This window comes from Butyricimonas sp. DFI.6.44, assembly GCF_022132345.1.
GTDB classification, from domain to species: Bacteria; Bacteroidota; Bacteroidia; order Bacteroidales; family Marinifilaceae; genus Butyricimonas; species Butyricimonas muris.
This window is the reverse complement of record NZ_JAKNJD010000013.1, coordinates 63,393-88,057: the sequence shown is the minus strand read 5'-3', so window position 1 is coordinate 88,057 and position 24,665 is coordinate 63,393. Positions and strand designations below refer to the sequence as shown.

18 protein-coding genes are annotated in these 24,665 nt (G+C 43.8%); 7 read left to right on the top strand and 11 right to left on the bottom strand.

What is annotated here, in order from left to right; translation table 11 throughout:
- Nucleotides 1-7: 7 nt before the first annotated feature.
- The 7 genes from L0M98_RS17620 to L0M98_RS17590 all read right to left on the bottom strand — a co-directional run bounded on the left by L0M98_RS17620 (nt 8) and on the right by L0M98_RS17590 (nt 11,919).
- Nucleotides 8-2,308, bottom strand: coding sequence for a Gldg family protein (locus L0M98_RS17620; protein WP_186975910.1), 2,301 nt, complete (start codon nt 2,306-2,308; stop codon nt 8-10).
- Between the two features lie 6 nt (nt 2,309-2,314).
- Entirely contained in the window at nt 2,315-3,250 is a 936-nt protein-coding gene (locus tag L0M98_RS17615) for an ABC transporter ATP-binding protein (RefSeq protein WP_186975911.1), read from the bottom strand.
- Nucleotides 3,251-3,319: 69 nt separating this feature from the next.
- Nucleotides 3,320-4,894 carry a PKD-like family lipoprotein gene (locus L0M98_RS17610; protein ID WP_227217114.1) on the bottom strand — a complete coding sequence of 525 codons (1,575 nt, stop codon included), beginning with the start codon at nt 4,892-4,894 and terminating at the stop codon, nt 3,320-3,322.
- Nucleotides 4,895-4,912: 18 nt separating this feature from the next.
- Entirely contained in the window at nt 4,913-5,734 is an 822-nt protein-coding gene (locus L0M98_RS17605) for a DUF4843 domain-containing protein (RefSeq protein ID WP_186975913.1), read from the bottom strand.
- A gap of 16 nt (nt 5,735-5,750) precedes the next feature.
- A complete protein-coding gene (locus tag L0M98_RS17600) occupies nt 5,751-7,241 on the bottom strand; it encodes a RagB/SusD family nutrient uptake outer membrane protein (RefSeq protein ID WP_227217115.1) in 1,491 nt (496 codons plus the stop codon).
- A gap of 11 nt (nt 7,242-7,252) precedes the next feature.
- On the bottom strand, nt 7,253-10,606 hold the full coding sequence (locus L0M98_RS17595) for a SusC/RagA family TonB-linked outer membrane protein (protein WP_227217116.1): 3,354 nt from the start codon (nt 10,604-10,606) through the stop codon (nt 7,253-7,255).
- Nucleotides 10,607-10,692: 86 nt separating this feature from the next.
- Entirely contained in the window at nt 10,693-11,919 is a 1,227-nt protein-coding gene (locus L0M98_RS17590) for a FecR family protein (RefSeq protein ID WP_227217117.1), read from the bottom strand.
- A gap of 244 nt (nt 11,920-12,163) precedes the next feature.
- Between L0M98_RS17590 and L0M98_RS17585 the strand changes: the two genes are divergently transcribed.
- The 4 genes from L0M98_RS17585 to L0M98_RS17570 all read left to right on the top strand — a co-directional run bounded on the left by L0M98_RS17585 (nt 12,164) and on the right by L0M98_RS17570 (nt 16,842).
- Nucleotides 12,164-12,673, top strand: coding sequence for an RNA polymerase sigma factor (locus L0M98_RS17585; RefSeq protein WP_186975916.1), 510 nt, complete (start codon nt 12,164-12,166; stop codon nt 12,671-12,673).
- Nucleotides 12,674-12,740: 67 nt separating this feature from the next.
- Complete coding sequence (locus tag L0M98_RS17580; protein ID WP_227217118.1) at nt 12,741-16,055, top strand: golvesin C-terminal-like domain-containing protein; 3,315 nt, start codon at nt 12,741-12,743, stop codon at nt 16,053-16,055.
- A gap of 50 nt (nt 16,056-16,105) precedes the next feature.
- On the top strand, nt 16,106-16,513 hold the full coding sequence (locus L0M98_RS17575; RefSeq protein ID WP_186975918.1) for a carboxypeptidase-like regulatory domain-containing protein: 408 nt from the start codon (nt 16,106-16,108) through the stop codon (nt 16,511-16,513).
- Nucleotides 16,514-16,524: 11 nt separating this feature from the next.
- Entirely contained in the window at nt 16,525-16,842 is a 318-nt protein-coding gene (locus L0M98_RS17570) for a carboxypeptidase regulatory-like domain-containing protein (protein ID WP_186975919.1), read from the top strand.
- Between the two features lie 66 nt (nt 16,843-16,908).
- Here L0M98_RS17570 and L0M98_RS17565 read toward each other — a convergent pair whose 3' ends face one another.
- Nucleotides 16,909-19,656, bottom strand: coding sequence for an AlbA family DNA-binding domain-containing protein (locus L0M98_RS17565; protein ID WP_227217119.1), 2,748 nt, complete (start codon nt 19,654-19,656; stop codon nt 16,909-16,911).
- A 445-nt stretch (nt 19,657-20,101) separates the two neighbouring features.
- On the opposite strand from L0M98_RS17565, the gene L0M98_RS17560 reads away from it, so the two are divergent.
- On the top strand, nt 20,102-20,542 hold the full coding sequence (locus L0M98_RS17560; protein ID WP_227217120.1) for an N-acetyltransferase: 441 nt from the start codon (nt 20,102-20,104) through the stop codon (nt 20,540-20,542).
- A gap of 11 nt (nt 20,543-20,553) precedes the next feature.
- Here the strand turns inward: L0M98_RS17560 and L0M98_RS17555 are convergent, their stop codons facing one another.
- Entirely contained in the window at nt 20,554-21,012 is a 459-nt protein-coding gene (locus tag L0M98_RS17555; RefSeq protein ID WP_227217121.1) for a DUF4405 domain-containing protein, read from the bottom strand.
- A gap of 67 nt (nt 21,013-21,079) precedes the next feature.
- Entirely contained in the window at nt 21,080-21,922 is an 843-nt protein-coding gene (locus tag L0M98_RS17550; RefSeq protein ID WP_227217122.1) for a helix-turn-helix domain-containing protein, read from the bottom strand.
- Nucleotides 21,923-22,012: 90 nt separating this feature from the next.
- Between L0M98_RS17550 and rnhA the strand changes: the two genes are divergently transcribed.
- Nucleotides 22,013-22,498, top strand: coding sequence for a ribonuclease HI (rnhA, locus tag L0M98_RS17545; protein WP_186975924.1), 486 nt, complete (start codon nt 22,013-22,015; stop codon nt 22,496-22,498).
- 109 nt (nt 22,499-22,607) lie between these two features.
- Nucleotides 22,608-23,576: an NAD-dependent epimerase/dehydratase family protein gene (locus L0M98_RS17540; RefSeq protein WP_227217123.1), complete on the top strand. Its 969-nt coding sequence runs from the start codon at nt 22,608-22,610 to the stop codon at nt 23,574-23,576.
- Between the two features lie 69 nt (nt 23,577-23,645).
- Here L0M98_RS17540 and L0M98_RS17535 read toward each other — a convergent pair whose 3' ends face one another.
- Nucleotides 23,646-24,665: a hypothetical protein gene (locus L0M98_RS17535; RefSeq protein ID WP_227217124.1), complete on the bottom strand. Its 1,020-nt coding sequence runs from the start codon at nt 24,663-24,665 to the stop codon at nt 23,646-23,648.

Below are 24,665 nucleotides of genomic sequence, written 5' to 3'. Positions count from 1 at the left end.
TACCGTATTATCTCCGTCTTCTTTTTAACCAAATCCCGATATATCCCAACACGAATAACCCGGGAAGTACCCACAACAACCCGACACGCACCCACGTCATGGAGTCCTTCGTGAGTTCCAACACTTTGTCTTGAGGAGAAATCGCACTTAACACCAAAGGGAATTCCTCGTAACTCAACCACCGGAACATTCCCGTGATCAAGTTGAAGTTCGCCGCACGCACGCCACGCCGATTCATCAACAATTCCGCATTGCTCATGCAATCGGCATCCCCAAGGACAACCACCCGTTGTTCCCGGTCACCGACTTGCCGGGTAAGAGCCAGCAAAGTCGGGTATGTCTGTTCCACCTCGCCCGCCCGGACATTCAGCACCGCTTTCTCGTCCGTGAAGTTCACAGTTTCCAACTCATTCCAACTGCCCTTGTCATACGTCGACAGTACAGGGGCAACCCGGAATCCCGCGGTAGTATCATAGCTCATTACGGCTGTTCCGGGCATCGTGATCACGTAATTATTCCGGAATAATCCCCGGTATGCGGTCATCACGTTGACCCCCGGTTCTACAAAACGACAGATCAATAGATCGTCGGCATAACTACCCGTGGGTTGTACCAAAGTTCCTTGTTCAAAGCGCACGCCCAAGGGACGAGTGATAGGATTCATCACTCCGGACGTTCCCGGCTCTCCGGCTATAACAAGATTTCCACCTCGCCCGATGTATTGATCGATTTTTTGTAATTCATCCTCGCTTAGAGGTGATTGCACATCCGCTATCACCAGAACACTTACTTCTTCCGGGATAACGGGAATTTCTGCCAGAGATAGACTTACCACGTCAAAACCGTTATTTATCAATGCATAGCGGAAACTACGATCTTTCGTGAAACTACGATAATCTTTATCCCCGGCTTTGTTGATATCCCGTTCGCCATGTCCGGTAAGGAAATACACCTTCGGGGATTTCATCACCAAACGTTTCATCGCGGCAGATAGTTCTGCTTCTCTCGGATCACGACTTCCGTCTTCAAAGATGCGCAAAAAGGCTTTTTCACCGCTCGCCCGCTCGATTTGCCGCACGAAACGGTATTCTTCTCCCGACAGATCAATCTGTTTGTCGATCTCTTCAGGGGTAAGAAAACGCTCGATATTCTGCCCGTTCAGCGTGGCAACCCTCCATGCCTTTTGTTTCAAATCAAGATTCGGGTACAACTCATTCAATGCTTCATTCCCGGCATCAGCGTAGTAATAGACATACTTCATTTCGATCTCCGGTTTGAAGCGAATGTATTTTTTGAACTTGGCTTTATCACTATTCGCCATAGCGGGGAAAATCAGATTGCGTTCATCATCCAACAGATTCACGTAGGTTGTGATCGTCATTCCCCCGTCCAGTTGTTTCATGATTTCCTGACTTTCGGCAGTCAAGCTATTAACCTTAATGGAAGAGGCATCATAATAACACATCAATCCCGGACGGGACGTGATATACCCCAATAACATCGCCACGACGGCTACACCCCCGTAACGCATGGCAGCCACACTCTTGGTTCTCTTCGTTTTCCCAGCTTGAATTTTCATCACAGAGAGCGTGACGAATAACGCAATAACGATCAAGAAATACAACACGTCTTCACTGCAAATCAAACCGTCGATCAATTGATCTGAACGACCGAAAATGGACAGCCAGTAAGTGATATCCTGCACGAACGGAATCCCCTGCCCAATGTTCCCCACGTAATTCAAGAAAGTCAGAACCGCCAACGTGGCGACAGCCGCCACGACTTGATAAGACGTCAGACAGGACATGAATAAACCGATTGCGGCATAAGCACACACGACCAGATAGAAGCCCAAAATACCGGAGAGTAACAAAGATATATCAAAATGAGGCACGTGCAGAATGGTGAAACCCACGAACACAAGTACGATCGCTACCAGAATCAAAGCATATACCATCATGGAAAGATATTTCCCGAAAATAATCTGGAAACTGGATACCGGCGAGGAATAAAGCAATTTGATAGAACCACTGCTAAATTCCCGACTCATCAATCCCATGGTCAACAAAGGGATATATAAATAAAGATGCCCCAGCATATTCGGGAATATTCCCCACGCCCCGGTCAACAATTCTTTAGCGATACTGTACCATAACGGTCTGGAGAACTGTTGCATCAACATGATATCTATTACTTTCACGTACTGCATTCCCGCCTGTACCGTGAAAATAATCAGGATTAACCAAGCTATGGGGGAATAGAACAGAGTGCATAACTCTGTCGCGGCAATTTTTAATATTTTTCTCATAACCGATTACGCTTCAAGTTTACTTTTACCGGACAAGCGGGCAAATATTTCATCCAGAGAACTCCGTTCCACCGTGATCTCACTCAACATCCATCCTCGTGCAACACTCGTATTGACGATACGGTTATTGATGTCTTCCTCCGGCTCGAACCACACTCTAAAGTTCTTCGCTGTCACCGAATCCACACGCACGACACCTTGTATTTGTTGTAATTCCTCGATTGACGGAGGATTTTTCAACGTGATTAACAATGATTGGGGTTGTATATAATTGTTAAATTCATCCATTGTTCCGGAAAAGACAAGATGTCCCTGCTCGATCATCTTGATATGGTCGCAAGTCGCCTGTACCTCCGAGAGAATATGTGTCGAGAGCAATACCGAGCGATCGTACGCTATCTCTTTGATTAAATCCCGGATTTCAAGTATCTGATTCGGGTCTAAACCATTGGTCGGTTCGTCCAGCACGACGAATTTGGGATTGTGGATGATAGCTTGAGCTATCCCTACTCGTTGCTGGTAACCGCCCGACAAGTTTTTCAGCAACCTTTTGCTAAAATGCGATATACCACATTTATCCATGGCTGACAGCACGGCAGACTTAATTTTCTTCGGTTCCACAGACCGCAATTCCGCGCAGTACGCCAAATACTCGTCTACCGTCAAATCCGTGTACAGCGGCGGTTTCTGGGGTAAGAAGCCGATATTCATTTTCGCGGCGATAGGGTCTTCCCGGAAGTTAATCCCGTTAATGTACACTTCACCTTTCGTCTGATTCAACACGCCGCACATGATATTCATGGTAGTAGACTTCCCTGCCCCGTTTGAACCTAACAGACCTAATATTCCTTTCTCGTAAATTTCAAAATTAATATCCTGAATCGCCCACTGCACGCTGTAACGATGAGACAGATGCTCTACTTTTACTATTGGTTGCTCCATAATGATGTAATTAATAAACAGGGGAGAGGTTTCCCGGCATTTCACCATCTCTCCCCTTCTGTAAGATGATTATTTTAATGTTGTTCCTATTGCTGTTATTTCCCCGAAACCTGTCAATATTTGCGAGGCTTCTCCAAGTGCTCCTGTTCCTAAAGTGGTAATAGGCACAATATATACTTTTCCTTCACCCGTGGACGAATTATACGTCGATACCAACAATTGCTTCTGGTGTTGAGCATGTATAAACTCGTAATCTTCCGAAGAATAAGCACTATTTCCATACCATGCCTGCTGATATACCTGAACTCTCGTTATACGTTCGCCTGTTGAAGGCAAATTCCAAGGTGTGCCGCTCCGGGCACTGCTTCCGGCTAATAGCGCCGGATAGATTTTGTCATCCGTGGCGTAATACATCACATCCATGTTTTCGCAAAAAGCGTAATCAACAGCCTGAGTGATATCCGTACACTCGTTTATGGAGATCTTTCCGGTTCCGCCGGGAACATAACTTATCGACGATATTTTAAACAAAGTATCCAAACCTGAGTTTAAGTCCCGTAACAAGTGCAAGTGTTCCGAATTATTACCCACTCCTGCCGCTATTGCTTTTTTATTCGGCAAATTACCCGGATCAAAAACATACTGCCCTTCTCCCAACTGTTGCGTCAGTATAGAAGTTGCACCGTTATTAAACACCAAAAAGTTAGCACCATAAACGAAATAACCGTTCGTTTCGTCATAACAAGTGAACGCGGCCGTCATCACGCTAGTAGTTTTTTCCACTGCCAATTTCCCGTTAAAAACTTGGGTAGAACCGGCGGCATAGTTCATCGGGGAGAAAAATTGATAAGCTCCGTTACCTATCTGCCCGTAGGCTTTTCCATCAATAATGGTAAGCAAGCAATTACCCACAGCCGTACTTATTGTTTCCACTTTAAACAAGGTTGGTGCTTGAAAAAACAAATCTTCATTCGACATCGTACGCCCGAAAGTTACCGGATCCACAGAAAATATCTCCTTATCCGTACCAATAACCAAACGGGACAAATTGTATGTAGCCCCATTAGTCGCTATATTGGCAACAACCGAATTGACACGTCCTTCAATAAGTCCCCCGTTGGCAAAAGAATATATATCGCGGGTATATTCCGGCTCTTCCTCGTAACCGTATGTCACCTGCGGAGCTTTAACAAAAGTCAGATCGGAAGTCTCCCCACTGTTTCCCGTGTGAGCAACAAGCAAACCTTCACCAAAAGAATTACTGACGTACAAATCCCACATCTTGTAATAATCAATCCCCTCGTCATTATCAGTCACTCTCAATACCAACAAATAAGGATTACCACTCGGCTCATTCGCCACCTCGTAAATTAATTCAGCCCCTTCACCGATGTCCATCAATTCATGTCCCCGGGGAGTGAGATTTACTTGCCACTGATACGATAGATTGGCACTCCCCTGATCGCCTTTCTTTATCACGGGCTTCACGATCAACTCTTTTCCATAGACAGCCTCCAGTATTTCTTTGTCCGTCGTTATGGTTACCTCGGGTATTTCCCTGTTAGCCTTCTTGCTTTTGTCGTCATAGCAGGATACAATCCCTCCTACCAGTATGACAAGCAACACGTATATCATTTTATTCATAGTCATAAAATTCTTAAATTAATACCTTCTGTCCAACGTCGATGCTATGGTATAACCGGCACGGGAAACTCCCTGTCCGACTCCCAAAGCATAAGAAGAATAGTACTGCGCATCATCACTATGCATCAACGGCGCATCCGGATGTGCCTTATCGTAAGCCTCCACGTAATCGCGCAACTTGCGATTTGCCGCATACCAGTATGGCAATGTCGCAACACGGACAAATTCCGGATGCTCCTCGATAACGGAAGTTACGGCATAATAGCTGGTAATCTCCACCTCGTCACCAAACACGGTAATCAGCAACTCGTGGAAATTCCGGCTATACGTTCTTCCGAACCAGAACCACCACGTTCTCCATATCGTCGTTTGGTGCGGGCGAACCAGCAAGTCCGTCCACAAGACAGAAGCCATATCATTGCCTTTCATTCCGGCTCCGAAGTAATCATTTTCCACCAATTGCAAGGATAACAACTTAGAAGTATCCGCCAGTTCCTCGCTATATTTTATCGTCACATCAAGACGCGAAGACAATTCCCCGGCTTTCACCACACAAGGGGCGATAGAGTAATCCCCTTCCGCCACGTTGCGACTACTATCCCGCAAAACTGTAAAAGAAACTTCCCTGTCAAAATCCGTCGTTGGTCCCACGACCGTGATCGGCACTTGGACAACCACATCGTTTTTCTCCAAATTCTTCGCGTAAGAGTATTGAACTTCTTTTGTTGAAAAATTCAACGCACAATCCTTAGCATTATAGAACTCCACCTTCTCGTCGCTGCAACTCGCGAAAAAGAGGCACACTACAAATCCCAATCCATATTTTATCAGACTTTTCATCTTTATTCTTTTTAAATTATAAATCCTGATGTCTTCCACCCTCGGATACCTCTTCCTGCGGATACAGGTAAATCAAATCTTCCGGCGATATTTCAAACTCGGTCACGGGACAAGCAATACCCGTTCGTTTCCAATAATAGAAAGTCTGTCCCTCACTCATAAATTCGCGTATGTATTCCAAGGTCAATTCTTCACGGGCATCCGCTGTCAGCGGGTCATACGTTTCGATAACCCCGCGGTGTTCCCGCACGATATCCAACATGGACAATGCTTTATCATTCAACCCTTTATTGATATAGTACTCCGCGGCGATATAATACATCTCCGAGATTTTCATCATCGGGATTCTATTCCGATAATTCCGGTTATAATTATCCGACTGGTATAATTTACGGCAATTGTAAGCCGCCCCCCCGTCAACCGGAACTAACAACGTATTGTAGCGCACGTCGTTCGCCGAAGGCAATATTTCAGATCCCTCGTAAAGTTTGAACAATACCTCCAATACGGCATCCTCGCTCAATTTAATCCCCTGATAATCCGTACTGGTCACTAGCAAATACCCTTGTGTCAAATCTGTCAACCCCATGACTTCCAACGAGAATAAATGTTCCGTCGAGAAAGTCCAATCACGATAATCGTTCACAGATGTTGCTAAAAAAGCCTCCAGATCAATCCACTCGGCAAAACTATGATCAATAACATCTTGCGCATACCCAAGAGCTTCTTCCAACCTCTCGTCACTTCCTTCCCACATACAAACACGGGCAGCCAAAGCCTCCACCGCGTAATAATTCATGCGCTTTCCCCGGTCATCCCAGAATCCGTCCAAATTAATATCCTCATAATCACTCTCGCTTACCTCTTTACGCGCCGGGTCTTTTTCCAAACAAGCCAAGGCATTTTTTATGTCCTCGAACAGCAGTTCGGCTGTCGCTTTGTAAGTACGTTGCGGAGTTTGCTCCTTCGTGAATGCAGTCACGTAAGGAACCGTATATTTATCGGCATTAGCTACCCAATCAGGCAAACCGAACATCCGTAACAGGTCAAAATGAACAAAAGCCCGTATTCCCAACATCTCACCTTTCATCAAGTTATACACCCGACTATCCAGTTTGCTACCGTTTTTTTCCAGATAAGTCAATATCTCGTTCACGTTGGCAATCACGTTATAACTCCTCGCCCACATCTTTTTGAAAGTAGCGTATCCTCTTACCGTGGAATACCTGTGTTTCTGCCAAACCTCGTACTCTGCCAGAGTTCCTTGTATTTTATAAGGGGAGCCTGCCAAATCGTTGGCAAACCACGTGTAATTTTTACCGTAGGCATCTTCACTTCCCATGTTAATATAAACACCGATGATCGCATCTTTAAACCCATCCTCGGAATTTAACAAATCCGATGCCTCCACCTGAGTCTCCGAAGTTGTTTCCAACCAATCGTTACATGCCGTTGTCATGAACATCATGCACGTCACGATTCCGATATACCATATTTTTATTTTCATGTCTTTCCTATTTAAAATGTTCCTTGCAAACTGAATGAAAGCGTCCGGGCGAACGGATAACTGGTTCCCCTTTCTACTTTTATGGATGAAAAAGTGGCCACGTCATTCATATACACACCCAATTTCAAACGCTGTAAATACATTCGTTTCACTATATCTTGCGGAATCTCGTAATATAAACTCAACGAAGAAATCGTAAGCACGTTATCTTTCTGCACGAAACGAGAAGTAGCTTGCGTTCCGCCATTCTTGTACCCGTTTACATACTGTGCATTCTGTCCCGAATAATACCAACGATCGGAGAAAACCCGACGATCGACATTATTTCCGATATAGCAATTCTCCACCCGACTCACGAGCGTGTTGTTATACATTTTTCCACCCCCGTAATAAGTAAATACGGCACTCAATCCCAATCCCTTGTATTCCCCGTTAAAACCGAAGTTACCGTTATACTTCGGATCGGAAGAACCACAGTACACCAAATTCGCCGCACTCCACGTGAAGGTTTTATTCCCGTCGAGATCGAGAAATACTTCCTGCCCCGTATTCGGATCAATTCCTAAGGACTTCACTGCCCAGATAGAATTCAGAGGCTTACCGTCCTGATAAATCGCCACGGGCATAGTCTGTTTCTCGTCAATAGCCGCCTGTTTCATCTGTTCGTTATAAGATCTCAAGGCATCCGAGATTTTCTTAACCCGATTATCATTCGTGGCAATTTTGAAATAGACATTCAGGAAAGCATCTTTTTTCCGGATCACCGAATAAGTAGCGGATAATTCAATACCTTTGTTTCTCACCTTCCCCAAATTATCACGCACGACAGAGAATCCGGTGGAAGTAACCAAACTACGGTTAAACGCCATATTTTTCGTATCAGCGATATAAGCATCGAATTTCAAAAGTAGATTCCCGACATTGGCATCCAAACCGATAGTGTAATCCACCTTTTCTTCCCAACCTAAATCAGGATTCTCCATGTTCGCCAAATAAGCTCCAGAGAAACCTTGATAATATTTATTCGTGTAATAGTTGTAAACGGACATAGACAAATTACTGGCAAAATTCTGATTCCCGGTAGTTCCGACAGATCCCCGCAATTTCAATTGCCGGATATTGCTATTCTCCATAAACTTCTCGTTATGAATATTCCATGCCAAACCAAGACTCCAAAATGTTCCCCACTTGTTATCCGTCCCGAAAACAGAAGCCGCACTTCCTTGTAGGGTCAAATCGGCGAGGAAACGATTGTCATAACTGTATCCGCCCAAAACCACGTATCTTAACTCCCGTTGTATCGAATTACTCCCTGTCGGGGTTGATTCTTTCGCGTATTGTCGGGCAAATATGATACTGTTCATTCGTTTATTCGGGAACCCCTCCGTGTAATGGGTAACTTCCGAATATTTTGTTTCCGTTACCGACCATTGTGCTGTCGCGAACAAATCGTGTTTCTTAATCGCTTTACTGAATTGCACGGAGAAATCGCCCGATATCGTCCACGATTTCCCGTTGCTCATCTCGTAGCTTCCTTTTCTCAATTGTGACTCCTCGTCATCGTAATAATCCTTAAACTTCGAATGATCTGACGGGAAAAAATCCTCACTATCCGTTCTTTTCGAAGTCATTCCCAGACGAGCCATAAGTTTCCACCCCTCGTACGGTTGTATTTCCACGTAAAAATTATTAGTAAAATCCAGATAAGTATCCGTTTGCTTCACACCCAGTTTCGCATCGAACAAGGGATTTCCCAATTTTGAACTACCAGTAGTAAAATCATCCAGATATTGCACTAAATTCCCACTCTCGTCATAAGGCGAAACATAAGGATTCAATGCCGCATAAGTTGAAAAATCACCGTAAGGAGAATCATTACTTTTCATACTCGACACACTCATAATATCCCGGAACAGGACTTTACCCGCACGATAGGATAAGTTCAAATCACCGCCGATAATCCTTCTGTCGGAGCCTTTCATAACTCCTTTCACGTCGTTGTAAGAAAAAGAACCTATAGCGGATAACATTTCCGTACCGATTTCCACCTGCAAGGAGTGTTTCTGCCCCACACTCGTGCGCAAGGGTTTGGATAACCAATACGTGTCCAGTCCTTCCTTAGCTCTCCGCAAGCGCTCATTGTACAATTGCATGTAATCAACTTTATCGTCCACGAACGTCCCCAAACTCTCGTAATACCCTTCTCTTCTCTCGACTTCCAGCTTTTCCAAAGCATTCGTCAAATCATAGCTGGTAAGATCCGGCATCTCCAAATCAAGACTTCCCACGTAGGATACGAGCGTTTGTCCTTGAGGCGCCCTTTTCGTTTCTATAACGACCACCCCGTTCGCCGCTTTTGAACCATAAATCGCTTTTGCCGCCGCATCTTTCAAAATGGTCACGCTCTCGATCCGGTTCATATCCATGTCGAATATTTTCTCCGTGGTAGTTTCAAACCCGTCCAAAATAAACAAAGGGGTGTTCGGATCATCTTGAAAACGACTCTTCAAAGAAGTTTCGTCAGTAGGAAAAGTAGATGCGCCGCGCAATTGCATATTCGGCATCGCGTTAGGGTTCGACCCTTGAGCGATATTATCCATAATCAATAACGAGGGATCCAGATTCTTTAAACTCTGGAACAGATTCTGGTTCCCGACACGTTTCAATTCCTCACCCCGGATAGTTACGGCGGAACCCGAATAACTCTCGGCTTTCCGGGTAAAAATACCCGTCACGACAACCTCCTCGACATTCATCACGTCTTCGTCCAGTACCACGTTAATCGTCGTTTGTCCTTTGATCGCTACCTCCTTGGTTTTGTATCCCATGAAAGAGAATACCAATGTTGTCGCACTCGTCGGGACAGTCAAACGATACGCACCCTGCACGTCGGCACTCGTACCAATCTGCAAGGAATCGGTTTTCAAAACAATCGTTGCCCCCGGTAAAGGTTCCCCCTTGTCGTCACGCACAACTCCCGTGATAGTCAACGAGAGTGCTTCTTTTTTCGGAGTTACCACCACCCTGCCCGCGTATTCCACGCAAGTCAGGTTAGTATTCTCCACGCAAGCTTTCACTGCATCCAAGACAGTCACGTCCTTCAAGTCAATCGTCACTCGTTTCGTTTCTTTCTCTACCTCTTCTTTCTTAAACACGACCATATTGTCGCTCAGTCGATTGATCTCCCTCAAAGCGTCAAGCACACTTACCTGCTCCTGTTTTAAAGAAATTCTTTTAACATTCTGTTGCCCGTAGACCGATGAGCTTATCCAAAAAGCGTTTAATGACAGCAGTAAAATGCTGCAAAACGCCACCCGCATCACCGAAAGTCTACAAAACACTTTTGTCTTGTAGTTTTTTTTCATAGTTTTGTTCTGTTTTAATTAAACAAGTACCTTGCTGTCAACAAGGTTAATTAACCGGGAATGCCTGCAACGCATTTCCGGTTTTATTATCGTTTCTCTATAACGCGTACAATATTTCCTTCAATTTTAAACTCAGGTCCTCCTGCCATAGTCAACATCTTCAAGATTGATTCAAGTTTCTCGTCTTTACTCATTTTTCCGCTAAATGTATGATGTCCCACGCGTATGCCGTCCGTGATAAAACGCACCTCGTACCACCGGGAAAGCATACGGGTAACAACATCCAGATCGTCTTCATTAAACACGAATACCCCGTACCTCCATGCCACGTAATTAGCCGGATCGACCTCACGCACCACGAAATCGTCCGTTCCTCTTTCCCACTGGGATTGCATTCCGGGTTTCAACAAAACAGGAACAATCCCATGCTCCGCGTTATCCGCCAAACCTACTTCCACTTTTCCCGATAATAGCGTAGTGTACACGGCGTCCTCGTTCGCGTAAGCGCTGATATTAAACGAAGTACCAAGTACCCGCGTCCGCATATCTCCCGTTTCCACTATAAATGGCCGCTCTGCATCGTGTTCCACCTCAAAATAAGCCTCTCCTTTCAGTCTGACCACCCTTTCTTTACCGATAAACTGCACGGGATATTCCAACTCTGTTTCCGCGTTCAACCAAACCCGTGTTCCATCACTCAATACCAATGCATAGTCACCCCCGACCGTGGTATAAATTCTATGTCGGGATTCCTGCCGGGGAACGGAATCCGCGTGCAATCTATATGATAAACCATTTCCTTCGCCGATAAGGGTCACTTGTGACAATTTTATACTATCCGACGCGTGACTAACCAACCCGAACTGACGCCCGTCTTCAAGTACCAGCATCACTTTTTCTCTCGTGGGCTGCATGGGTATTTTCCTGATATCCTGCCGTTCATTCACGCCAACAAGCGTATCGGGCTGCCGTTTGGAGTTCCACGTCAAGAACACCCCGAATAAACATACTGCCGCAATCCCGGCAACCCAACCGATCCGCCGCCACTGCTTCTGTCCGAAATCCTTATGAACCAAACGTCTTGAAACGACCCGGTGTACCCGCTTGAAGTCCGTCGTCTGGTTAATTTCATCTTCCAATCTCAACCTCTCCCGAATACATTTCCAACGAATAATATTCTTGTACAATTGGCGATTATCCTCACTCTCGTCCAGCCAACTTCCCAATACCTCTCTTTCTTCCGCGGAGGCCGTTCCCAACTTCACTCGGATAATAATTTGTGCCAGTATTTCCGCTCTACTATATGTCATCATCTTTCTTTCGTTTCTATATAGACACCACAAAAAGAGTCACGGGATGAATGAAAACAGGAAAAAATCAAAAATTATTTTTATACTTGCACTCGATATTATTTAACCTTCGTTTTTTTATATTACCAAATCATCACAAGATTTATTTTCGGTTATTTTTACAACATTCATTATTAACCTATTACAACAGCCAAATATCGGCTGTATCCGGGCATTCTCGAATCGTTTTAAACGAACGATTATTGATATGAAGAAAAACCTTGAATTAGAAACTTTTATCAAAGAGCACTATGCCCCTTTATGCGCTGTTGCAGTTCGTTTTGTCGGTTCTCCGGATGTGGCTCAAGACATAGCACAAGAGGTGATTATCAAGTTTTGGGAAGACCAGCATAATCTACAAGAGATCAACCTAATAGACAATTTTCTCTATACGATGGTAAAGAACGAATCTTTAAACTATCTACGAGGACAACGACGAGAAAACGAGAGATACAATAAATTGGAAATGGAAGAATCTGAAGATCCGAAAGTTCTAAACCTACTGATCGCGGAAGATACAAACCAAGCCTTAATCAACGCTATCAACACGTTACCACTTCAAAGCGCCCGAATTATGCGTCTCGTTCTATCCGGTTATGAAAACAGAGAAATCGCACAAATCATGGGTATCTCGATAAACACGATAAAAACCCTGAAATACTCCGCAATCCGTAAACTCCGGGAATATTTCAATTCAGGAAAATACGAAATAGAATAAAATATATCCCACTTCATTCATCCCGCGAAGGTTTCAGCGGTGTCTTTATTTATATAAAACGACTGCCATGAACCTTCAAAACATTAGAACTATCACTCGTTATGAGAGAAAATTTATCCGGAGAAACACGGTATTCCAAGGAATAGCCTTGCTGGGATTAATCACAATTTTTCTTCTTCAACACTCTCTACAAAGCAAAGAACAAGCCAGTTATTGGTTTATGATTGCCCTGCCGTCATCCGTGCCTTTCGTGAACACGTATCTGTTCACCATACTCCAATCAGTCTTAATCATTTTAGCCGTCAGTGAATGGAGAAGACGAGAAAAACACGCGGACACGCTAGTCGCAATACAAACTAAAAATGCAAGCAACACGGAATATATCATCGGGAAAAGCATGGGAATTATTACCACTTTACTTATACTGAATGCAATATCTATTGTATCTGCCGTGGGAATACACATTTTCGACAGTGATTCCCCTTTTCAACTTTTCCCGTACATCTTTTATTGGTTCACGTTGTCATTCCCCACCCTCTTATTCTTGACCGGACTGTCTATATTGACAACCGCTCTAGTCAGAAACGGGGGAATATCCATGTTGTTCTTATTTATATTTATGCTCGTGTCCTTGTATTATATACCGACTCTACAACACGGGCTCTTTGATTTTCGAGCAACCTGTTTACCCAACGTGTTCTCGGATATCACCGGACACGTCGCCCTATCGAATTATTTGACGCAACGAACATGTTTCCTGCTTTTAGGAATAGCTTGCATCATTTATTCTATCGGACTGGAAAAACGACTTCCAAACAATCCCCGTGTAAATCCGCATATTCGTGTCATCGCGACAGGAATACTATTCGCGAGTATTCTCCCCGGTCTAAATTATTACAACCATTTCCGAACGGATGAGGTCACCCGGAATCGATATCGGGAAACGGCATTAAAATACAACGATTATCCCCCGACACACATTACCCGACACGAACTTAGCATGCGTCAAAATGCCGATCAACTTTTTTACTACAGCCAATTGCTAATCACGAATACCACAAAGAACCCAATCCCCGAAATCTTACTGTACCTAAATCCAACGCTGAAACTCACGCGGCTATCCCTCGATAATGGGAAAGAAGTCAAATTCAGCAGGGAAAATCAAGTAATTACCCTGTCCCATCCGCTATTACCCGGGGATTCGCTATCACTACGAATAAATTATCAAGGGAAAATCGATGAACGTGTATGTTACCCGGATGTAAATACACGGGAATACTGGAACGACCAATACCAGAACTCCCCCCTACACTTCGGCAAACGCTACGCATACGTGGGGGACGATTATACCCTGCTGACACCGGAATGTCTATGGTATCCCGCGACTATCCCTCCCGTGAATTTACGCACTCCCTATGCCGTGATAAAAGACTTCACCCGTTTTTCCCTGAAAGTTATCACTGGAAAAAATAAAACCGTCATATCCCAAGGAATACCGGAACATAAACAGGACACCATATTATTCAATAACAAGTATAACCTGACCGGACTCACGCTATGCATCGGGGACTACGAGAAAAAGAGCATTGAAGTAGATTCCGTGACCATGGAACTATACACGTTCAAAGGTCATAACCACCTAGAAAAACTACTCAAAAACCTAACAAGAGAAAAACTGGAAGCTACTTTACGGGAAAATAAAGAAAACATGGAAGGACGCATCCGAAAACAATACCCGTTCACGAAATTCACGTTGACCGAAACACCCGTGTCGTTCACCACCTTCTCCCGGAAATGGAGTAACGGGAGCGAGTTCATTCAACCGGAAATCGTACTGTTTCCGGAAAAATGGATCACGTCATACACTACATTCTCTCGTCACTTCCGGAATCAAATTGAAGAAAGTATACAAAATAGAATCAACATGGGACTCCCCTACAATAAAACACGAGAAGAACTCTACCTCGATTTTATTATTCGTAAATTATTCCAACCATCAACAATACGCGACTCCCGGAATATTTTCGTACCCTCTCTCGGGAGAGCTAGCAAAACACCGGAAATGATAAACAATTATCACGACCTAACATCTCTATTCTTTAATCATTCCAGCTACTTCTATTCAAAAGATTATCCTGTCATGGATAAAATTCTATATGTTTTTGAAACACAAAAACAACGCCAACTCATCCACTTCATGGGAAATAACGAATCACTCAAGGCAAACCGTTATCTTTCATCACATAGCCTGAGAGAAGCACTGAATGACGACACGCTTCACTTTTCAACCCTAGAAAGTATACTCCAACTTAAAACATTCGAATTCATAAACCACATTAACTTGCAAATACCACCGGAAGAAATTCAACGTTTCATAAATGTTTACCGGAACAAACATCATTTCCAAGAATTATCCTTCGATTCTTTATGCATGGAAATAGCCGATCATTACAATATCCATCTTAACGATTTCATTCCTCTATGGTATAATGCGCAGTCAATCCCGAGCTATATCGTGAAAGATATAAAAGCACAAAAAATAGAATCGGATGAAAGTGAATTGTACCAACTATCCTTCAAAATATACAACAATAGTGAAACAGAAGGTATTATATCAACAACAACAGAAACCGGAAAGAACAAACAAGCTTACCGCATTCCCGCGGGAACAAGCTGGGAAATTAAAGAAACAAGGGAAATAGAACGTATCCCGAACTTTGAAATTAACCTGAATCTATCATGGAATATACCCAACGGCATCTCGTATAAAATTCATGAAGACGCAAGCATCACCCAAGACACCTCACGCGGCAAATTTGCCATCGATAATCAACAATTCTTTCCTCCCTCGGATGAAATTATCGTCGATAACGAAGACAACGGTTTCAGGATAGGCGTTACCTCCCGGAAGAAAAAACTAGGTACGTTACTTTCCCCGAAGAAAGAGAAAACATACATTTTCCAACACATGCTTTTTATCATCAACGAGGCCGCCCCGACAGAATGGACATACTGTGCCGGAACACAAGGTTTCCACGGCGACATCATCAAAAGCATGGTATTCAAAAAAGCCGGGAAAGGCAATGCCCCGGTAGCGTGGACGGGAGAATTGCCCGAAGAAGGGCGATACGAAGTTTTCGTTTACCTCGTCGAAAACCAAGCTCCCGCTGAAGGACACTCGGAACAATATTACACGCTAACAACAAAAAACGGAGAGGAAAAGGTCACTTTAAGAATAGAACCCGCGGACGAGGGTTGGGTATCTATTGGTACATTCGATTTCCCTGCCGGAGCAAACACCATTACATTAAGCGATAAAACCACTAATCCGGATCAAATCATCTATGCAGATGCCGTGAAATGGAAATATATCGGCCAATAACAAGTCGCAAATAACTCGGCATTTCTAATACTAATCTAAAATTTTAAAACATGAAAACAAAAACATTTATCAGAAAGGCTACAATGCTCTTTACCCTACTATTAGGAATTAGTCTTATTACAATGGCTGTAGATCAACAATTTAAAGTAACAGGAAAAGTCACTAACGCCCAAGGTGAACCAATAGCTGGAGCAACAGTTAAAATCAAAGGTACTAACACCGGTGCTATTACAGATGCCGAGGGGAATTACACTATCTATGTCACCTCAAAAAATGTTCTCGAATTTTCATTCATTGGAATGCAAACTCAAAAAGTTCAAGTAAAAAATCAAACTGTAATTAATGTTATCTTACAAGGAGAGATTTCAAAAAAATCCCCCCAACTTCAAAACCAGCAGACAATACCAAATACTACTCTAAATTACACGAAAGAACAGATTATTAAAAGCATTATCTAAAAACCTCTATTATGCGAACAAAGATTGTATTCATTCTCCTTATCTTAGGTGGAATTATCCTCGGTAATCATTTATCGACAAATGCACTTGACATCCAGAAAAAAGTCACTGGTACAGTAACAGATACCACGGGAAAACCTTTGAGCGATGTTACGATTATGATTAAAGGAAGAGAAGTTGGCACACGCACAAACACGAAAGGAACTTACGTTCTTTTCGTGACAAACGCAGACACACTGGTTTTCTCGAAAAAAGAAATGAAAACACAAGAGGTCTCCGTAGGTCAGAAAACACAAATCGATATTGTTCTGCAAAAAGCTAAAAAGTAGACCTATCAAGAAACTTTCCGGCGGGGAAACTGTATGTTTATCAGCTTCTCCGCCGGAAATATGAATCTACAAACTATTATACCCTTTATCCCCCGGGAATAACGGTTCTCTTGCCATGATACCCGGTTCCACCGTTTTCCGCTTCTCTTCCAAAACTTTCACGTCTTCCCCCTGCATTTCCAACAGCTCCTCCCCTCTTCTTTCCCAAACAATAGAATCATACTTTACCACCTGATGATAAGGCGGGACTGATACAGCGAAAACCAGACAATCATCAACCTCCCGGTATCTAATCAAAGTCAAGCTATCTATATTAGCACCGAATGCCTCAATAATTCTCTTATGCAGGAATAATTCGTACTTGTCCGGTACGCAATACAAATACTCCAGATCGCCGTGTACACCGACAGGTTCGCCCTCGTCATTCACCCCGATATAGACCACCCCGCCCTGTTCATTCAAGAAACCGCATATCGCGCACATCATTATATCGATTTGCGCTTCCACGTCCGCACCTCTCGAACCCGCGGGATACACGATTGACTCCATAAACTCCCGCACGAAATTCCGCTCGCCAAACGCCAATTCTTCCTGTTCTTCCTTTTTGAAAGATAGCAAAGCCAGAAGTTCATCATGTATCAAGCGGGAAGTCCCAACCGTATGCCCCGGCAACTCCTTTTCCAGTATATATTTCGCGACATTCGCGACATCTTCATCTCCCGAACGGGAGTAACGCACCAACTCATCCGCGCACGAACCGTCTTTACATGCCGCGAGAATCTTGATAATTGTCCACTGTCGCTCCAAAGCGGGGAAACGTTGAAAATCACGTTCCAAAAAATCCAAATCGATCTTCCTGACATCCCCTTCTTCCACGAACTCGTATCTTATGATCAAGTAATTTATCAAGCAATCATAATAAGTCTTCAGCCGATTATCACCCAACACGTGAGAGAGCAACCGAATAAAATAAAGCAAATTAAGATTACCCAGACTAACCTCCCGTGTCAAATAGAACTGTAACAAACGAATCAATTCCTTCACGTACCCGTGCGAAATATCCACAGACCGTTCTATCTTGCCCATGTTAAAATTCGCCTGCACGTCGCCTTCCCTAAAACGTTTACAATCACCCAAGTACTCGTACACGAGGTTCGACACGGCATCATGCCGATCAAAAGACTCGGTCGAGGCCTGAACCATTTCACCCCTTATCCGTCCCCGGGTCGGTATCTCGGTTATTCTCAATAAATAACAATCATTCTCTTTTATCACCACTCCTTCCGGAACACTCGTGTAAACGATATACCCGTTTTCAGAAAGCCAAATCAACAATTCGTTTTTCTCGTACAGGAACAAAGCATTGCACTCGTCCCCGGCATCCAGACGCACGGCTGCCGAACGATTCAACTCCTCCCAAATCGAAAACTGAAGTTTCTCCTCGCTCGACTCGACCACGGTCGCCTGCAGCAAATCGCCGGGATGCAAAATATCTTCAATCGTATCCAGTTTTGCCCGTGTAATATGGCTCACGTGCAGCACTCCGTTCCCCTCGTACTGGTCGTCCACAACCGACACGAACGCCAACGTCGGGTTCTGGTTATATATCAATTTTATCTTTATCGTCACGCTCACGCCCACGGGCGGACGTCTTTTCTTCAAAACATTCTTCTTGAGTTCATCCGAGAAATCGGCGAACACGCCTCTCCATGATTTTGTCACTTCAGCAAGTTCCCCGTCGAAAACCAATTTTCTCTTGTTACTCCCGACTTTCAACGCCATCCCGTTAATCTCCGCCACCATGTCGAATTTCGTGGAAGTCGGTGCAGATAAAGTGATTGCCTTGTTGTCTACCAGTACCTGTCCCTTCCCGTCAAACATCCGTCCTTGACAATTTCTCAAAGCCGCGACCGACTTCTCCTCTATCACGGCTTTCAAGTCGGCAAGCGAAAATTTCAACAAATCCTCCCAAGCGAAAACCGGATTCTTCTGGTTAAACAAGAGGGAATTGAAAGCGTTCTCCCGGAACAACTCCTCTTTTTTCTCCCCTAAAATATACAGGTACCTGAAAAACATGGAACGCAGGCAGGCAAATTCTTCCTGCACGGGAACTCCCAACAACAATTTCGCACCGAGAATCCAAACCGTATCTTGAAGCTGTTCTTCCGTCCTACCCTCGAAACTTAAAATATCATCTTGTTCCCGCATCAATGCCACCCGCTCGTTCATACATTCTGTCACCCGCGGGAAATTCTTGTTCAACGTGTGATACACCAAAAGCACAAAACCTTCTGCCGGTAAAAGATGCAAGCGGGGACTGAAACGCACGATTGTTGACAGGGTAATCCACACCAACGACTTTTTAAACAGATAGCCCGACAAGGTCAACTTCCGCAACTTATCCGTCACATAATCCCCCTCGCCCTCCGTGTCTATCAACCGGATCGCCTCTCTCGACGCGAGCGCCTCATCCAAGTAACGTTCCACCAGCATCCGCTGGTCATTCAACTTGACACCCTCGTAACATTTTAAATAAGTCGACCCCTCGATCAACCATTCCAGAACACGAATAAACACGCCGTTCAGGTAACGATAATCCTCTATCACGATTTCCTCTCCCGCCAGTTCCGACCGAATGACATTCAACAAAGAAAAAATCCACTCCGGCCCCTGTTTCTCGACAGAGGTAAAATCATAATCACAAGTGTACTTCTCAAGAACTTCCGCTTCCTCCCCCGTGAAACATACCTCTTCAAACAAACGCTCAAGAGTCACGATATCAATCGACTTATCTTTTACAATCTTATTCATCATCGTAAATACATTTAAACAAGCGCACTTCCGTGAACATCAACTTTTCATGATAATAAGGCACATGAAATCACCCCCTCCCGATTAACCACTATGCAAAGAAAGGACTTTTTTTCGAAAATATGCTCTCATGCGCGTAAAAACATCATGAAATGATAAATAGTTATACTAAACATTTCAAGGGGATGGCCTATGATAAAGCGTAAAGCTCGCCTATTTCCCGCGTTTCTAATGCCGGCAACAACATTCCTCCTGCGTGTGTTAAAAAAGCATATTCTTTGCTAAAACGTGGGCGAAGTGTAGGCGAAGTACGGGCGAAGAGTAGGCGATGCCGCCTAAAAGTCACCCAAAACCCGTGCAATGCCATAGTAAAACCCATGTTTAAAGGATAATCAACGATTACAAATTATTTTATATACATTTGTTCCCGCATAACACACGAAAGTCCATGATTAGAAAATTCCAACCACGAGATGAAGATGCCGTTATCCGGATATGGCTGGAAGCATCCGCCATCGCCCACTATTTCATTCCCCATTCCTACTGGGAAAACAACACGGTAAGCATGCGCGAAATATATATACCCCAAAGCGAAACTTTCGTTCACTCGGATGATACAACCGGAGAGATCACCGGCTTCATTTCTCTATCGGGAAATTACCTCGCCGCCCTATTCGTGGCTCCCACCCGACAAGGTAAAGGAATCGGGCAAGCATTGATGACTTACGCGAAAACACTAAAACCCGAACTGGAGCTAAACGTTTACCGGGAAAACACACGAGCCGTCACGTTCTATAAACACCAAGGCTTCAAGATTACACGAGAACAGGAAGACAAGGCCACCGGGCAGAAGGAATATGTCATGGTATACCAAATTCAAGACCGATAAAATAACTATTCTCACTCTTTCTTTTTACCAAATACACAAGTCAAAACACCTTTATACAGCATCCGCTTTCGCTCCAACACGTGAAGAACTCCCAATACCCCCACAACAATACCGGTTTTGTAATGCAACAATCCTATCGAGGAATTAGCGCCATTCACGAAAAACAGTACCACTAACCCGGACACGACAACCAACACGAAAACAATTGACAACAACAAAACTACTTTTCCTTTGCCTTTACAGCCTTTCCTTTTCAACCCTCCATACCACCCCCAATGGCTCCTGATATGAATAATTCCCAACGCCATAAACAACAAGCTGACAATCGTATGAAATACTGCCCAGTTATGCCACGTTGCATGGTTGATGCCATGCCCCGCGATATGTAACTTTACACCCGTATAGAACGACAGGACGAACACGAAAACCAATATCAAATCCGTCAAGTAAATAAATTTACTTCTATTCATCTTTTTTGCTCCAAAACTACAATGAATTGACAAACAGAAAAATAGAATATACAAGGTTAAAATTGTACTATTCGAGGTATTTCTTCCGGTAGGAAGTAGGATTCACGCCCACGACTTTCGTAAATAATCTGGTAAAATAAGCATAATCATCCACTCCCAGACAGACAGCTATCTCCCTTATATTCATAGATGTATATATCAACATCCGTTTAGCCCTCAACAGGAGTTCGTTTTGAATATATTTGCTTACACTCACGCCTGTAATGTCCTTAATCACTTCATTCAGATACACCGGGGATACGCACAACGATTCCGCGTAACGAGATACACCCCTGTTTATCACCCTTTCTTTTGAAAGCAATTCTTTAAAAGCCAACGCGATTTCGACACGTCTTCTTTTTTTAGATTGTTGCTTGACAATTTTCCGAATGGCATCCGTTATTATTCCAACGACCGCGCATGACAAATTTTGCAGAGTAGCTTTCGATTCATCACACTCCCGCTCATCGATTCGGCGGAAAATCATGGAAAAGAGTTGAGTCAACTCGACACGCTGCATGTCATTCACTTTGAATGATAGCGGCGATAGCGCATATTCAGCGAGGACTTGTTTCGTCGGAATATCTATAAACACCCCGTCCATGAATAAAAGAAATGCCTTCACGTCACCTGCATCGACAACATGGTGGACTTGGTTCGGCTGGATACAAATCACATCGCCTGCCGACAAACAACAATCATTGAAATCAATACCGACACGACACGTCCCGCTCTCTACCATACCAAATATGTAATACTCGTCCCGATGAGTATAATCGATTGGTCGTTTCGCTGAAAAAGGAGAAAGTTCTTTCGCGAATATCCCGAAATCGGATTGCCGAACCATTTTATGTGTAGGAATACCTGTCATTCAATGTTTTTTGCGAAGTTAGCAAATTACCGGAAAAGGTCGGGATAATATCAAACTAAATTTTTACTTTTACGTCCTCAAATATTACATATGCCACAAGATATCACGATATACACAGACGGTGCAGCCAGCGGGAATCCCGGTCCCGGGGGATACGGGGTCGTGCTTATGGCGGGACCGCACCGGAAAGAATTGTCGGAAGGCTTCCGGCTCACGACGAACAACCGCATGGAATTGCTTGCCGTTATCATCGGGCTGAATGCCCTGCGCTTCCCGGGAAGCAACGTCACGATATACTCTGATTCGAAATACGTCGTCGACGCCGTCGAAAAAGGTTGGGTGTTCGGGTGGGAGAAAAAAAGATTCAAGGATAAAAAAAATCCCGACCTGTGGCAACAATTTTTAGTACTCTATCGCAAACACAACGTGAAGTTCGTCTGGATAAAAGGACACGCCAATATACCTGAAAACGAACGCTGCGACCAACTCGCCGTTGCCGCCTACAAAGCCCCTAACTTACAGATAGATGAATATTATGAAGCAGAAGGGCGTTCAAACGAACAAATTTTCAGTTAAAAGGCAAAAAAAATTCCCGTTTGTTACTCTCTAACGTTTTAAATTAATTATTTTCGCGCTACAATCTAATATAGAAAAATAACATCGTTCGTCATAAAAAACTATCGAGATGAAGAAAATATTAATCGTTGGTGCAGGGGGACAAATCGGTTCCGAACTGGTTCCTTATTTGAGATCTATCTATGGAGATAACAATGTAGTGGCAGCCGATATCAGTGCTGAAAAATGTAAAGCATTGGCAGAAGCGGGTCCTTTCGAGGAATTGAACGCTCTTGACGGAGAGGGATTCAGTGCCATCGTGAAAAAATACAATATTGATACCATCTTCAACCTGGTTGCCTTATTGTCTGCCACGGGAGAGAAAAACCCGAAACTGGCATGGGATATTAACATCGGGGCGTTGACAAACTCCCTGTATATCGCGAAGGACAACAATTGCGCCGTGTTCACGCCGAGTTCTATCGGTGCTTTCGGTAACGACACCCCGAAAGACAAAACCCCGCAGGATACCCTGCAACGTTCAAACACCACGATTTACGGTGTTTGTAAGGTAACCGGGGAACTTCTAAGCGACTATTATTTCCACCGTTTCGGGGTAGACACGCGTAGCGTACGCTTCCCGGGATTGATTTCATACGTGACTCTTCCCGGCGGGGGAACCACGGACTACGCCGTGGAAATCTACTATGACGCCATCCGGAAAGGTTCATTCACTTGCAACGTGCAGGAAGGCACCTACATGGACATGATGTACATGCCGGACGCCTTGAACGCCGTGGTTACTTTGATGGAAGCCGACCCCAGCAAACTGAAACACCGGAACAGCTTCAACATCGCGTCCATGAGTTTCGAGCCGGAACAAATCGCGGCAGAAATCCGCAAACATATCCCGGACTTCAAAATGGATTATCAAATCGACCCGGTAAAACAAGCTATCGCCAACAGTTGGCCAAACAGCATGGACGACACTTGCGCCCGTCAAGAATGGGGCTGGGCTCCGAAATACGACCTTACCAGCATGACCAATGATATGTTGGTAAAAGTGAAAGAGAAATTCGACAAGGGATTGATAAAGTAATTCCTTGTTCAAGTAAATAAAAAATCCGGGTTTGAAGACCCGGATTTTTTATTGTTTATCTGTTCACGATTAATCTTCTACTTCATCCAGTTTTTTGCGGTATGCAAAAAACTTTTCTAAACCATATTTTTCCAATAGAGTTTTCAAGTATTCGTACTTTTGCATTATCAATTCGTGTTCCCCGTATCGTGCTCGAATTTCAGCATCCGTACAAGTAAAAATCAATCTTAAATAATCCATAAAATCAACATTTGTAGACACGAAATATTGATAATTTCCATTCAATGCACCCAAACTCAACGCCCCGTATTTCTCTATATTCTCGTAGTCTAATATGCTTCCATCCGGAAAAAAATCCAAAGTGGCTCCTTTTATTCTAAAACCTTTAGCGTAAGGAGCATTAGTGGCATTTATCGTTGTCGGCCAAGTAGCCGAGTTTTTCGTTATATCAAAGAAATCTTGCAACTCTTCAGTATTTGAGGCTCCTCCTCCAAACATATCGTACACTTGATTCAACAAAACATTAATCATCAATCCCCTTCTTTCTTCAGCCGACAACGTGTTGAAATGCTTCTTAGTCACATCTGTCATACTAACCACAACAGTGTTATTAGCTATGTCATTCCAATAAGACAAGACTTCAGCATTTGTTTTGCCCTTGAATACCGTATCCACTACAAAAAAACGTTTATAGGAAAAAGACGAAGTGTTCAATACTGGATCCACAATTAAAAAATAGTAATCGACAAAATCTTTGATTACCTCCCGATCGTATGACAAACGATAGTTAGCAGAAGTTGTTACCCCTGAAGTTGTAAAATTATATCCCATCTTGTAGGTTTGATAATGAGTATAAGGCACTCCATTATTATACCGAATTTCCGATCCTAAGGTATCGTTATAGAAAAAACGCAAACCACTTTCTTCGTATATCTCATAGATTAACTGCTCCAGTTCATCTGCATCCGGATCGTAGGCGAGTGACCACCAATCCCGCTCCGCATAGGAGGGATTTGGTGTTTCATCATCGGAACAAGCCATAAATAGGCCACAGGCTATCACAAGGCTTAACAATATATTTTTCATCAT

Bases quoted from the DNA above. Each gene is read 5' to 3' on its own strand.
- rnhA (WP_186975924.1), top strand. From the start codon at position 22,013: ATGCCACAAGATATCACGATATACACAGACGGTGCAGCCAGCGGGAAT.
- L0M98_RS17540 (WP_227217123.1), top strand. From the start codon at position 22,608: ATGAAGAAAATATTAATCGTTGGTGCAGGGGGACAAATCGGTTCCGAA.
- L0M98_RS17550 (WP_227217122.1), bottom strand. From the start codon at position 21,922: ATGACAGGTATTCCTACACATAAAATGGTTCGGCAATCCGATTTCGGG.
- L0M98_RS17535 (WP_227217124.1), bottom strand. From the start codon at position 24,665: ATGATGAAAAATATATTGTTAAGCCTTGTGATAGCCTGTGGCCTATTT.
- L0M98_RS17580 (WP_227217118.1), top strand. From the start codon at position 12,741: ATGAACCTTCAAAACATTAGAACTATCACTCGTTATGAGAGAAAATTT.
- L0M98_RS17595 (WP_227217116.1), bottom strand. From the start codon at position 10,606: ATGAAAAAAAACTACAAGACAAAAGTGTTTTGTAGACTTTCGGTGATG.
- L0M98_RS17590 (WP_227217117.1), bottom strand. From the start codon at position 11,919: ATGATGACATATAGTAGAGCGGAAATACTGGCACAAATTATTATCCGA.
- L0M98_RS17565 (WP_227217119.1), bottom strand. From the start codon at position 19,656: ATGATGAATAAGATTGTAAAAGATAAGTCGATTGATATCGTGACTCTT.
- L0M98_RS17620 (WP_186975910.1), bottom strand. From the start codon at position 2,308: ATGAGAAAAATATTAAAAATTGCCGCGACAGAGTTATGCACTCTGTTC.
- L0M98_RS17585 (WP_186975916.1), top strand. From the start codon at position 12,164: ATGAAGAAAAACCTTGAATTAGAAACTTTTATCAAAGAGCACTATGCC.
- L0M98_RS17560 (WP_227217120.1), top strand. From the start codon at position 20,102: ATGATTAGAAAATTCCAACCACGAGATGAAGATGCCGTTATCCGGATA.
- L0M98_RS17600 (WP_227217115.1), bottom strand. From the start codon at position 7,241: ATGAAAATAAAAATATGGTATATCGGAATCGTGACGTGCATGATGTTC.
- L0M98_RS17570 (WP_186975919.1), top strand. From the start codon at position 16,525: ATGCGAACAAAGATTGTATTCATTCTCCTTATCTTAGGTGGAATTATC.
- L0M98_RS17575 (WP_186975918.1), top strand. From the start codon at position 16,106: ATGAAAACAAAAACATTTATCAGAAAGGCTACAATGCTCTTTACCCTA.
- L0M98_RS17605 (WP_186975913.1), bottom strand. From the start codon at position 5,734: ATGAAAAGTCTGATAAAATATGGATTGGGATTTGTAGTGTGCCTCTTT.
- L0M98_RS17555 (WP_227217121.1), bottom strand. From the start codon at position 21,012: ATGAATAGAAGTAAATTTATTTACTTGACGGATTTGATATTGGTTTTC.
- L0M98_RS17615 (WP_186975911.1), bottom strand. From the start codon at position 3,250: ATGGAGCAACCAATAGTAAAAGTAGAGCATCTGTCTCATCGTTACAGC.
- L0M98_RS17610 (WP_227217114.1), bottom strand. From the start codon at position 4,894: ATGAATAAAATGATATACGTGTTGCTTGTCATACTGGTAGGAGGGATT.